General features: G+C 62.2%; 13 protein-coding genes. 6 read left to right on the forward strand and 7 right to left on the reverse strand.

What is annotated here, in order from left to right; all coding sequences use genetic code 11:
* Window positions 1–116 precede the first annotated feature (116 nt).
* The 3 genes from NL123_RS09540 to NL123_RS09550 form a co-directional block, all read right to left on the reverse strand.
* Complete coding sequence (locus NL123_RS09540) at window positions 117–1,382, reverse strand: cation:dicarboxylate symporter family transporter (protein WP_248483239.1); 1,266 nt, start codon at window positions 1,380–1,382, stop codon at window positions 117–119.
* Between the two features lie 95 nt (window positions 1,383–1,477).
* Complete coding sequence (locus tag NL123_RS09545) at window positions 1,478–2,683, reverse strand: pyridoxal phosphate-dependent aminotransferase (protein ID WP_494357637.1); 1,206 nt, start codon at window positions 2,681–2,683, stop codon at window positions 1,478–1,480.
* Window positions 2,680–3,345, reverse strand: coding sequence for an RraA family protein (locus NL123_RS09550; RefSeq protein ID WP_494357638.1), 666 nt, complete (start codon window positions 3,343–3,345; stop codon window positions 2,680–2,682). Before NL123_RS09550 ends, NL123_RS09545 begins: the two co-directional genes overlap by 4 nt.
* 122 nt (window positions 3,346–3,467) lie before the next feature.
* Between NL123_RS09550 and NL123_RS09555 the strand changes: the two genes are divergently transcribed.
* Together NL123_RS09555 and NL123_RS09560 are read left to right on the forward strand one after the other, a co-directional pair.
* Complete coding sequence (locus tag NL123_RS09555) at window positions 3,468–4,364, forward strand: LysR family transcriptional regulator (protein ID WP_494357639.1); 897 nt, start codon at window positions 3,468–3,470, stop codon at window positions 4,362–4,364.
* Window positions 4,365–4,373: 9 nt separating this feature from the next.
* A complete protein-coding gene (locus NL123_RS09560; RefSeq protein WP_494357640.1) occupies window positions 4,374–5,297 on the forward strand; it encodes a LysR family transcriptional regulator in 924 nt (307 codons plus the stop codon).
* Here the strand turns inward: NL123_RS09560 and NL123_RS09565 are convergent.
* A complete protein-coding gene (locus NL123_RS09565; RefSeq protein WP_494357641.1) occupies window positions 5,200–5,904 on the reverse strand; it encodes a TetR/AcrR family transcriptional regulator in 705 nt (234 codons plus the stop codon). The two genes, NL123_RS09560 and NL123_RS09565, sit on opposite strands and share 98 nt — an antisense overlap.
* 122 nt (window positions 5,905–6,026) lie before the next feature.
* Between NL123_RS09565 and NL123_RS09570 the strand changes: the two genes are divergently transcribed.
* Together NL123_RS09570 and NL123_RS09575 are read left to right on the forward strand one after the other, a co-directional pair.
* Window positions 6,027–7,244 (forward strand): MFS transporter, encoded by a 1,218-nt coding sequence (locus NL123_RS09570; RefSeq protein ID WP_494357642.1) that lies wholly within the window; start codon window positions 6,027–6,029, stop codon window positions 7,242–7,244.
* A gap of 94 nt (window positions 7,245–7,338) precedes the next feature.
* Window positions 7,339–8,133, forward strand: coding sequence for a DNA/RNA non-specific endonuclease (locus NL123_RS09575; RefSeq protein WP_494357643.1), 795 nt, complete (start codon window positions 7,339–7,341; stop codon window positions 8,131–8,133).
* Window positions 8,134–8,319: 186 nt separating this feature from the next.
* Here the strand turns inward: NL123_RS09575 and NL123_RS09580 are convergent, their stop codons facing one another.
* Window positions 8,320–8,499: a DUF1289 domain-containing protein gene (locus tag NL123_RS09580; protein ID WP_058425670.1), complete on the reverse strand. Its 180-nt coding sequence runs from the start codon at window positions 8,497–8,499 to the stop codon at window positions 8,320–8,322.
* A gap of 123 nt (window positions 8,500–8,622) precedes the next feature.
* On the opposite strand from NL123_RS09580, the gene NL123_RS09585 reads away from it, so the two are divergent.
* A complete protein-coding gene (locus NL123_RS09585) occupies window positions 8,623–9,834 on the forward strand; it encodes a YeeE/YedE family protein (RefSeq protein ID WP_494357644.1) in 1,212 nt (403 codons plus the stop codon).
* A 1-nt stretch (window position 9,835) separates the two neighbouring features.
* Here NL123_RS09585 and NL123_RS09590 read toward each other — a convergent pair whose 3' ends face one another.
* Entirely contained in the window at window positions 9,836–9,997 is a 162-nt protein-coding gene (locus NL123_RS09590; RefSeq protein WP_248483225.1) for a DUF2986 domain-containing protein, read from the reverse strand.
* Between the two features lie 40 nt (window positions 9,998–10,037).
* Entirely contained in the window at window positions 10,038–11,090 is a 1,053-nt protein-coding gene (locus NL123_RS09595; RefSeq protein WP_494357645.1) for an alpha/beta hydrolase family protein, read from the reverse strand.
* A gap of 244 nt (window positions 11,091–11,334) precedes the next feature.
* Here NL123_RS09595 and NL123_RS09600 point away from each other — a divergent pair, with 244 nt between their 5' ends.
* The gene (locus tag NL123_RS09600) at window positions 11,335–11,823 is read left to right on the forward strand and encodes a hypothetical protein (RefSeq protein WP_248483220.1); all 489 of its coding nucleotides are present in this window, start codon (window positions 11,335–11,337) and stop codon (window positions 11,821–11,823) included.
* The last annotated feature ends 80 nt before the right edge of the window (window positions 11,824–11,903 follow it).

Genomic DNA, 11,903 nt, shown 5'->3' on the forward strand with positions numbered 1-11,903 from the left:
CTCGGAAGGTGGGCACATGGTTGCCCATATGCGTTGGGGAGGAATCTAGCGAAAAAAAGCGGCAGGTTCCAGCCGAGCCGGCGGAATCAGGCAAGTCCTACACATCATCAGGAAACTTACCGCGTAGGTGCTCTTTGGTGAGCCCCTGGCACCTCCCGGCCCTCCCACTTCGCAATCACCAACGGCGCCAGCGCGTTGCCCAGCACGTTCAGTGCGGTGGTCGGCATTTCCATCAAGCGATACACCCCGGCAATAAACGCAATCCCCTCCAATGGCAACCCGGCACTGGCGAGCGTTGCCGAGAGAATCACGAACATGAACCCCGGCACGCCTGCGGCGCCTTTGGACGTGAGCACCATGGTCACCACCAGCAGCGCCTGATCCCCCAGGTTCAAATCGATGCCATACAACTGCGCCACGAAGAGCGTGCCGATGCCAAGGAACAGCGAGGCGCCGTCGAGGTTGAACGAGTAGCCCACCGGCACCACAAAGCTCACCAGCGACGGCGGCACCCCGTAGGTCTCCAGCTTCTTCATCAATTGCGGCATGACCGACGCCGAACTCGCGGTGGAGAACGCCAATATCAGCTCATCCTTGATATGCCGCATCAAGGCAAACAGATTGATCCCGCACAGCCGCGCCACCAGGTTGAGCACCACCAGTACAAAGAACGCGATGGACACGTAACTGACCATGATCAGCTTCGCCAACGGCAACAGCGAACCAAAACCGAAGTTGGCCACGGTCACGGCGATCATGCCGAACACGCCGATGGGCGAGTAGGCCATGATCATCGACGTGACCTTGAACATCGCGTCAGACACGCCGCGCAGCAGTGCGACCACCGGGTCCTTGCGCTCGGCGGGCAAGCGCGCGACGCCCAGGCCGAACATCACCGCGAAAAACAGCACCGACAACAAGCTGCCCTGGGCCATGGCGCTGATCACATTATCCGGGATGATGCCGACGACGATCTGCCCCAGGCTATGCCCACCGCCGTTGCTGGTGGGCAGGGTGATGTTTGCCGCGTGCAGGCTCGACAACTCCGTACCGGCGCCCGGCTTGAGCAGATTGCCCAGCACCAGCCCGACGATGATTGCCAGGGTAGTGATGCAAAAGAAATAGCCCAGGGAACGTACCCCGATACGGCCCAGGGATTTACCGTCGCCGTGCCCGGCAATGCCCACCACCATGCAGGCAAACACGATGGGCACCACGATCATTTTCATCAGCTTGATAAAAATATCGCCCGCCGGTTGCAGGAGATTGTCCACCAGCCACGGCCGGGATTCGGGAAAGCGGTGCAACAGGGCACCAATGGCGATGCCGGCCAGCAAGCCGATCATGATTTGCCAGACCAGCGCGATACGGGGCGTGTGCATGGGAATGCCTCATTTGCGATCAATGATTTTTAAGTTGTTGTTCTAGGCAGTCAAAACAGCGGCCGTCCGTTGGCCGCCGGGTGCAGCAGGGCGGGTCAGCGCAGGTCGTGGCACGCGTCCTTGAGACGTCGGCAACCTTCTTCGATCACTTCTAGCGAGCTTGCGAAGGACAGGCGCACATAGGGCGACATGCCGTACGCTGCGCCGCTTACTGTGGCCAGGCTGTAGTCACGCAGCAGGTAGTCCACCAGTTGGCTGTCGCTGTCGAGGCGACCGCCTTGCGGTGTGACTTTGCCCATCAGCCCGCTCACATTGGCGAACACGTAGAACGCGCCGTCTGGTGGGGTACAGCTCAAACCGGGGATGTCCGCGAGCAAAGCCAACATGCGTGTGCGGCGTTGCTGGTATTCCTCGCGCATGGCGGCGATGGGTGCCTGGTCTCCGGCAAACGCGGCGACAGCAGCCGCCTGGCTCAACGAGCTGGGGCAGGTGGTGGTTTGCGACAGCAGCTTGGCGATCGCTGCAATCAGCCAGGCGGGACCTGCGCCAAACCCCAGGCGCCAGCCGGTCATGGCGTAGCCTTTTGAGGCCCCGTTGACGATCAGCGTGCGCGACTTGAGGTCGGGCGCCAGGCGCGTCAGCGGCACGTGCCGGGCTTCACCGTAGACGAAGTGCTCATAGATTTCGTCGGCCATGACCAGCACGTGTGGATGACGCCGCAGCACGTGGGCCAGCGCCAGCAGCTCGGCCTCACTGTAGACCGCGCCGCTGGGGTTGTTCGGGCTGTTGAGGATCACCCATTTGGTCTGCGGGGTAATCGCCTGGTCCAAGGCGTCGGGCGACAGCTTGAAACCCAGGCTTTCATCACCGGGGATGATCACCGGTGTTGCATCGTTGAGCCGTGCGATGTCCGGGTACGACACCCAATAGGGTGTGTGCACGATGACTTCATCACCCCGGTTCAGCGTGGCGGCCAGTGCGTGATAGATGATGTGCTTGCCGCCGCAACCGGCCACCACTTCATCCAGGCCGTAGGCCAGGTCGTTGTCCCGTTGCAGCTTGAGGCAGATGGCCTGGCGCAGGGCGAGGGTGCCGGTGGTGGGCGTGTAGTGGGTGTCGCCGCTGTGCATCGCCTGGCTGGCCGCTGCAAGGATATGCGCCGGGGTGTCGAAGTCCGGCTCGCCGACGGTGAAGTTGACGATATCGCGGCCCTGGGCGCGCAACTCGGTGACCAGTGCGTTGGCGGCGATGCTGGGGGAGGGCGCGATGCCCAGGACGCGATCAGACAACCAGTGCCTCATGACGCCAGCCCTGCGTTGTCCAGTACCTTGTCGATCCAGCTCTGGCGCACGGCACCGCTGGCGATCTCTGCTTTGACGGCCTCTTCATGGTCGGCATGTTGCGCGGCGCGGCGCAGCACTTCGGCGGCGTCGGCCTGGGAGAACGCGACCAGGCCGTCTTCATCACCCACCACTAGGTCACCGGGGTTGACCAGCATACCGCCGATGGACACGGGCACGTTCACTTCACCGGGGCCGGTCTTGTAGGGCCCGGTGTGCACCACAGCGCGGGCGTAGCAAGGCGTGTCGTCGAAGCTGGCGACATCACGGATCGCGCCGTCGATCACAAACCCCACGCAGCCGCGTTGCTGGGCGTAGAGCTTGACCAACTCGCCGATCACCGCATTGTTGGTATCGCCCTGGCCGTCCACCACCAACACATGGCCGGGTTGCAGCAGGCTCAGGGCCTTGTAGATCAGCAGGTTGTCGCCGGGACGGGTCTTCACCGTGATCGCCGTGCCCACCAGTTTGCCGCTGCGGTTGTAGCGCGTCAGGCCGCGTGCGCCGATGTGCCGGCCCAGGTTGTCGCTGATGTGCGGGGTGACCACTTGGGCGAACGCCTTGACCAGTTCGGCCGAGGCCATGGGGGCGTTGGGAAGGATGCGTGAACCGGGCAAGGACATGGCAAATCTCCAGAATCGTTGGATAGCGACGGGCTATGGCCAGATCTTATGAGCGATGATCGGAGAGTTTTAGCGATATTTTATGATGTGTTAGCATCGCTTTTTCTCATGATTAGCCTGCCATGATCACGTTCAAGCAAATCGATGCGCTGTACTGGATCGCCGAACTGGGCAGCTTCGAAGCAGCGGCCAACAAGTTGAACATGTCGCAGTCGGCCATCTCCAAGCGTATCCAGGAGTTGGAAGACACCTTCGGCGTGGAGATTTTCGACCGCAGCAAACGTAACGCCCGGCTGACGGAGAAGGGGGGCGAGCTGCTGGACTACGCGCGTGACCTGCTCAACAGCCGCGACCAATTGCTGGAACGGGTCAGTGCCCGTGAGGTGCTGGTGCGCCGGTTTCGCCTGGGCGTCACCGAACTCACCGCACTCACTTGGCTGCCGGCGTTGGTCGAAGAGCTGCGTCAGATGTACCCCAAGGTGCAGATCGAACCGTCGGTGGAGCTCAGCAGCGAGCTGTTCCGCAAACTGGAAAGCGACCAGTTGGATTTGGTCATCGTGCCTGACGTCTACAGCGACCCGCGTTTTCACAGTACGCCGCTGCAATGCGTGGAAAACGCCTGGATGTGCGCCCCTGACCTGATCCCGGATGTCGACCCCATCAGCCTGGAGACTCTGGCCAGCTACACCGTGCTCACCCAAGGTTCACAGTCGGGGACCGGGATGATCTACGAGCGCTGGCTGGCGGCCAACCATGTGCAGATGCCGCGCACCCTCACCAGCCACAACCTGTTGGTGCAGGCCGGGTTGGCGTTGTCGGGGATCGGCGTGAGCTACCTGCCCGTGGCCTGCCTGTCCCACCTGATCGAGCAAGGTACCCTGCGTGCGCTGGTGACCCAGCCGGCGCTGCCGGATATCCAGTATGTGGCGTTGCACCGGGTGGACCGCCAATACGGGCTGAATCAAGAGGTGGCGCAACTGGCACAGGCGTGCTGCAATTTCTCGCGGCTGTTGTTTTAGGGAGCGACCATGAAGCGCCATTTCGAAGATGTGCAGCTGGGCAGTATCGAACTATTCTGCCTCGCCGCCGAGGCCAACAGCTTCACCGCCGCCGCGCAGGTTGCCGGTGTCACGCCGGCGGCCGTGAGCCGCAGCATTTCCCGCCTGGAAGAGCGCTTGGGCGCGCGGCTGTTTGTGCGCACCACGCGCAGCATCCGCCTCACCGACAGCGGCCGGACTTTCTTCGAGCAATGCCGCCAGGCCCTGACCCAGCTGGTGGAAGCCCAGCAGGAAGTGATGGGCGCGCAAGCCGTGCCATCGGGCCTGTTGCGCATCAGCATTCCCACCACCTACGCCCATCATCGTCTGCTGCCGCTGCTGCCCAGGTTTCGTGCGTTGTACCCGCAGGTGACGGTGGATATCCACATCAGCAATCGCAACATCGACTTCGTCGCCGAAGGCTACGACCTGGCGGTCCGTGTGCGCGCCCAGCCAGACTCATCGCTGATTGCGCGCCTGCTGGAAGACGCCGAATTGGTGGTGGTCGCGGCACCGTCCTATCTGAAACGTGCCGGCATCCCACAGACGCTGGAAGACCTGCCCACCCATGAATGCATCCAGTACGAACTGCCCAGCAATGGCCGGCGCATCGCCTGGCTGTTCCAGGTGGACGGCAAGGCGCAGGAGTATGCGGGGGAGGCGGGGTACAGCTGCTCCGACGATGTGCTGGGTGGGGTGACCCTGACCAGGCATGGGGCGGGGTTGTTCCAGACCTACAAGTTTATCGTCGAGCAGGAGTTGGCTGACGGCAGCCTGGTGGAAGTCCTGCAGCCGTTTGGCGGGCGTTCACGGCCGTTTACCCTGCTGTATCCCCATGGGCGCTATATGCCGCATCGGGTGCGGGCGTTTGTGGATTTCCTGATGCAGTGTCGGGACGAATGGGCGGTGTCGTAGACGCGGCAATGTCCCAGGTCAGCAGCAGTTGGCTGATCGCCGCGTCTATGCTGGCGTGGGGCACGTTGTCGCGCGCAAGGATCGAAACGCCCTGCAGGAAACTGTCAAAGACCGTCGCCATCACCGCCGGGTCAATCGTGCTCGGCAATTGCCCTGCACGTATCGCGCGCTGCACACAGGCCACAATTCCCGCCCGGGTGCGCAGCCGTGATTGCGTCAACCCATTCGCCACCCGCGCATTCTCCGGGCTCGGTGCACTCATCACACCCAGTGCCACCATGCAGCCCTTGGGGTGCCCGTCTTCACACTGCATGCGTGCCGATCGGCGCAGCGCCGTTTCAACCGCCTGACGCGGTGACAGGCTTTCATCCCACAGGCATTCGGTGACCTGGGCGTAGGTCGCCAGGTAACGCTGCACGCATTCGTCGAACAAGGCTTCTTTGGAACCGAACGCGGCATAAAAACTCGGCGCGGAGATACCGCCGCCCAGGCCAGCCTTGAGATGGGCCAGGGACGTGGCGTCATAGCCATGCTGCCAGAACAGGTGCAGGGCCTGGTCTACGGCGTGGTCGCGGTCGAAAGTGCGGGGGCGGCCCATCTGTGCCATGGCGGATCTCCGGTGGGGAAGCGAGATAAATACTAGTTGATACATAAGTCGTTGACAACGCGCTGTGCTCGGCCGCAACATTTGTATCGATCAGTATTTAAGTCTCGCTCAAGGAGTTCTCCGTGACACCCTCACTCACTTTATCGGCGTCATCCGACCGCCTGCCCATCGGCGCCTTGCTCGCCCTGGCCATGACCGGCTTCATCTGCATCGTTACCGAAACCCTGCCCGCCGGCCTGTTGCCGCTGATCAGCGACGGCCTGGCGATATCCCCGTCGATGGCCGGGCAGATGGTCACCGCGTATGCCTTGGGCTCGGTGCTGGCAGTGATCCCCATGACCATCGCGACCCGTGGCTGGCGCCGGCGCAATGTGTTGTTGCTGACCATCGTCGGCTTTCTGCTGTTCAACTCCATCACCGCGCTGTCGTCCCACTATGGCGTGACCCTGGTAGCGCGTTTCTTCGCCGGCGTAGCGGCCGGTCTGGCCTGGAGCCTGCTGGCTGGTTACGCCCGGCGCATGGTCGCGCCGCACCAGCAGGGCAGGGCGTTGGCGTTGGCGATGGTGGGTACGCCGATTGCGCTGTCATTGGGTGTACCGCTCGGCACCTGGCTGGGTGGGTTGGTGGGATGGCGCACCACGTTTGGCCTGATGTCGGCAGTGAGTCTGGTGTTGATTGCGTGGGTGCTGGTGAAAGTCCCGGACTATGCGCCCCAGCCCGCCCATCAACGTGTGTCACTGGGCCAGGTGCTGACCACGCCGGGCGTACGGCCGGTGCTGGCGGTGGTGATCAGTTGGATGCTGGCGCACAACATTCTGTACACCTACATCGCACCGTTCGTGGCGCCTGCGGGGTTGGCAGAGCGGGTTGACCTGGTGTTGTTGGTGTTCGGGGTGGCCGCGTTGGCGGGGATCTGGCTCACGGCCAGGCTCGTTGAGCCGTTATTGCGCAAGACCGTACTCGTCAGCCTGGCGGTGTTCGCGATCGTCGCGCTGGGGCTGGGCCTTTTCGGCAACCGGCCGGAAGTGGTCTATATCGGTGTAGCGGTGTGGGGCCTGAGTTTCGGCGGTGCCGCGACCCTGCTGCAAACCGCCCTGGCCGATGCGGCGGGCGATGGCGCCGACGTGGCGCTGTCACTGAATGTGGTGGCCTGGAACAGCGCGATTGCCGGCAGCGGCGTGGTCGGCGGGGTGCTGCTGGAGACCTGGGGCGTGGCCTCGTTTCCGTGGGCGATGCTGCTGTTGATCGGCGTGTCGCTGGCGATTGCCTGGGGCGCCCATGCCCATGGTTTCAAACCAGGCGCGCGGGCTGCGGGAAAACCTACAGCGGTCGGGCACTAATCTCACATCTGCTAGTCAATAATCCTCGCAATATCATCCACTTGGCTCCGCACGCCGGAGCCAGCCGCTTCACTCCTTTTCGAAGATTTAATGCATGTACCTACGCAAAATTGCCGTTGGGCTGACCGCCTTTGTTTTGCTGTCTTGTGGGGCCAACGCCCGCAGCCTGCCGGACCTCTACTCCAAACAGGAAAAACAACTGTCCTTCGACAGCTGTGCCGACCTGTTCCCCGCCGCACCGATCAACCCCGCCACGGTGCCGGCCGCGATGAAACCCCTGGCACTGTGTTCCGACCATTTTGCGGTGCTCTACTCGCAAACCAGCAAGACGCCGCTGGTGGTGGTCGAACGCCTGAATGCCGCCTTGTTGAAAGACGCCAAGGGCGAGGAACGCACCAACCAGTTCTATGCCGACCCGCGTATCCCCAAAGCCGGTCGCGCCGAGTTGAGCGACTACCGCGCCCAGCACCCGGCGGTGGACCGTGGGCATCAATCCCCGGCCGCCGATGCACCGAATGCCAATGCCATGGCGCAGTCGTTCGCGCTGTCGAACATGGTGCCCCAGGAACCCACCAACAACCGCAAGATCTGGAGCAAGGTCGAGGCCGACGTACGCAAGTTTGCCGTGCGCGCCGGCGGCGATGTGTATGTGTTCACAGGCCCGCTGTTCGACCCGGGCTACGGCACCATCGGCGATAACAAGGTCTGGGTGCCGACGCGGTTGTTCAAGCTGGTGTACGACGCCTCCAGCAAACGTGCCTGGGCCTATGTGCTACCCAATGCCGAGACGCGTATCCAGAAACCGATGGACTACGCGACGTTTGTGAAGAGCACCGGGCTCAAGTTGCTGGGGGATCTTCCGGTGTCGGGGTCGGTGGGGCGGGGTTGATCCGCGATCTTGCGGGCCAATTGTGGTGAGCGGGCCTCTGTGGTGAGCGGGCTTATTTTGTGGCGAGCGGGCTTGCCCCGCGTTGGGCTGCGTAGCGGCCCCAAAAAAAAAGGAGCGCTGCGCACTCCAACGCGGGGCAAGCCCGCTCACCACAGACGCGCTCTCACCACAGATGCATGAACGGCCTCACCTGGCTTTCTTCAACGCCTTGAGGCGCTGTGTCGCACGCTGTACGGCGGCCATCTTCTCCGGGCGTTTCATGCGTTTCCATTTGCGGATGTCATCCTTGGTGCGTCCGCAACTGACGCAGAGGTCGCCGCTGAGCTGGCAGAGGGAAACGCAAGGGTTCTCGATATCTTTGGCCACGGGGTCACCGGCTGATGGAGGAAAGGGGCGCCGTCAGGCCACACGCCTCCCAGGATTATCTACACACAAGGTTATACTCGCCACCCTCGCAGCCTACTCCATTCAAACAGACCGAGACTTCCCATGAGTACCTCTCTGCCTCACACCCCCGCGCGCAAGCCCGTCGCGCCGCTGGTGGCCTTTATCATCCTGGTGCTGGGCGCCCTGTTCCTGCAAAACAGCGTTGGCTCGCGCCAGGTGCTGTTGCTGGTGGTCGGCGCCGCACTGGGCTTGACCCTCTACCACGCCGCCTTCGGCTTCACCTCGGCCTGGCGCGTGTTCATCAATGATCGGCGTGGCGCCGGCTTGCGCGCGCAGATGGTGATGCTGGCGCTGGCGGTGCTGCTGTTCTTCCCGGCGTTGGGGGCGGGCACGCTGTTCGGGCAGCCGGTGACCGGGCTGGTGGCGCCGGCCGGAGTGTCGGTGGTGTTCGGGGCGTTTATCTTCGGTATCGGCATGCAGCTGGGCGGCGGTTGTGCATCGGGCACGCTGTTCACCGTGGGCGGCGGTAATGCGCGCATGCTGGTCACCTTGCTGTTCTTTATCTGTGGTTCGTTGATCGCCACGCACCATGTTGACTGGTGGTTTGCGCTGCCGGCGTTCCCGGCGGTGTCCATCGTCAAGAGCTTTGGCGTGGTGCCGGCATTGGGCTTGAGCCTGGTGGCGTTCGCGATCATCGCGCTGGTGACCATACGCCTGGAGAAGGGCCGTCATGGTCAGCTGGAAGAGGGCGTGAAAAGTGAGCATCAAGGCGTGCGCCGTTTCCTGCGTGGGCCATGGCCATTGGTGTGGGGCGCCATCGGCCTGGCCCTGCTCAACTACGCCACCCTGGCGTTGGCGGGACGGCCCTGGGGCATCACCTCTGCATTCGCGCTGTGGGGCGCTAAAGTCGCCAGCGGCCTGGGGGTGGACGTGGCCAGTTGGGCGTTCTGGCAGATGCCGGGCAACGCCAAAGCCCTGGCCGCGCCGGTGTGGGAAGACATCACCAGCGTGATGGACATCGGCATCGTCCTCGGTGCGCTGCTGGCCGCCGGCCTGGCCGGGCGTTTCGCCCCCAGCCTGAAGATTCCGGCGCGCTCGCTGGTGGCGGCGGTGATCGGTGGCCTGCTGCTCGGCTACGGCTCGCGCCTGGCGTACGGCTGCAACATCGGCGCGTACTTCAGTGGCATCGCCTCGGGCAGCCTGCATGGCTGGGTGTGGCTGGTGGCGGCGTTTATCGGCAACAGCGTGGGCGTGCGGCTGCGGCCATTTTTCTTTGCGGGCGAGCGGCGGCAGGTCGCGTTGAGCGGTTGCTGAGTCAGCTTTCCGGGGAAAGGCTTGGGTCCAGAGCGGCTTCGGCCGCGAGCTTTTCCCGGTCTGCCTTGCTGATGTACTTGTCCTTCTTCTTCGGCGCCAACTTGGCGTTGGCCTTCCTGGCTTTTTCCTTGAAGAGCTGCTGGAGTTTTTTCTGGCGGTTCATGTGGTTCTACCCGGGTTGTACAGGCCCGGGATGATACCAGCTAAAAATCGGCCGCCGTGCGCCGTGCCGCTGTCCGCCCCAAAAAACCGGTGATCAGATCCAGCACCTGTTGCTGAATCACCGCCCTTGGCCGAGCCCCCTCGCCATCGCGGCAAATCATGCCATCGCCCGGCGAGTCTTCTTCGATCAACGCCATGCCGCCCGGCTTGCAGATCGACATGAAGCTGAAGTGCGTAGCGTCGCTGATCTCCACATACTCGGTCGAGGCCTTTGGCATACGCCTGACCATGTCGGCGGACTCCAGGTTGGGGTCCATATCTTCCGTTGGCACGCCCCCCGCAATCACCAGCGCCGGCACCGGCAGTGCGGCCAGGCTGGCGTCGGTGAAGCCGCGCGACAGGCCCAGGTCCAGGGTCACCACGGCGCCGACGCGTGGGTCGCGCAGGTCAGCGGCCAGTTGGGCCTTCGCCGCCGGGGTCGCGGCGGGCTTGATCTGCTGGTAGCCGATGCAGCCGCCCAATTTGGGATGAGTATTGCAATCGCGGGCGAAGAGGTCCGGGTCGAAACGCGCGCCGGCGATTTCCATGGCGGTCCAGCCACCGATGGAGTGGCCGACCACGGCGATCCGGTTGTTTGCCACGGTGCCGAACTGCGTCGGCTGGGCGATCACCGCATCGATGGCCCGGCTCAGGTCTTTGGGCCGTTGCCACAACTGCGCAGCGGCCTGGGGGCTGCGATCCTTGCTGGTGGTGCCGGGATGGTTGACCGCCGCCACGATATACCCCTGATGGGCCAGGGCGCTGGCCAGCCACACCTGGTTGCCCCAGTTGCCGCCGTAGCCGTGGGAAAGCACCACCAACGGATGTTCGCCGCTCGCTGCCGGCGCATCGGGCACTGCCAAGGCACCGAAAAACACGGCGTCATCGCGGATCAACTCAGGCGTAGCTGCGGTGGCGGCGGGGTACCAGACGACCATTTGCAGCGGGCGTTGTGCATCAGGGACGTTGATGTTCTTGAAGCCGATGGGCTTGGTATCGGCGAATGCAGGCATCGCCAAGCCAATCAACAGCAGCGCGGTGAGGGTGGTTTTCACGGTTTTATCGTCCTTGATGTGAGGGCGGCATCATGCCTTGGAACAGGGGGTTTTAATAGAGGGGAGACGGGACTAGGAAGTTACTGACAAAGTCCTACTTCCAAGTATGACGGAGCGGGACTGCATGATTTTAGGAAGTGAGTGCCTTACTTGAATTGAAAAATCGTGCAAGGGTAGTGGTGTGATTCCTACTGCTGGAATGATTGGAACCTCAGGTGCTCACTTATGAACTAGGGTGAAGATTATGAAGAGCTCGAAAAGCATTAGTAAAGTTTGGCTTGTTGTGTGTGTTGTGTTGGCGGTTTTTACAAAGGATGTGGTGTTGGCGGCGGAGGGCGTTTTTACTAAAACGGTGGCGCCAACTCCCGTATTGGTTTTGTCTAATTCTAATACTGTGCCAAGTCGTGAATTCGCAAACTTTAGTGTGCTGGCTGCGGATATTCCATCAGGAACACTCCAGTATCCCAAGCAGATATCAGAAGTTCGGTGGAGTACAACATACTATCCTGGGACACTCAGTGAGAAGGTTGAGCTGTGTTACTTTCGCTCCTTCAGTGCCGAAAAAGATTGTCGTGATATCTTTCCGAGTTCTTCGGGTGTGCTGATGGATTTTAATAGCCAGCCCTTCGGTCATGGTTCAAAAGTTACGATTTTTCATACGGTATTGGGTGGCGCTCCACCTTACGCTCGTCCTGCCGGCGTTGATGCTGTGACAATTAAATATAGCTATTAGTGTGTGGTGTGATGCCCGCAGCGAATTTGGCTGCGGGTATTTGGATAGGCAAGAAACTTTTACATGACCATTCACATGCC

The sequence above is a fragment of the Pseudomonas sp. FBCC-B1565 genome, from assembly GCF_059133265.1.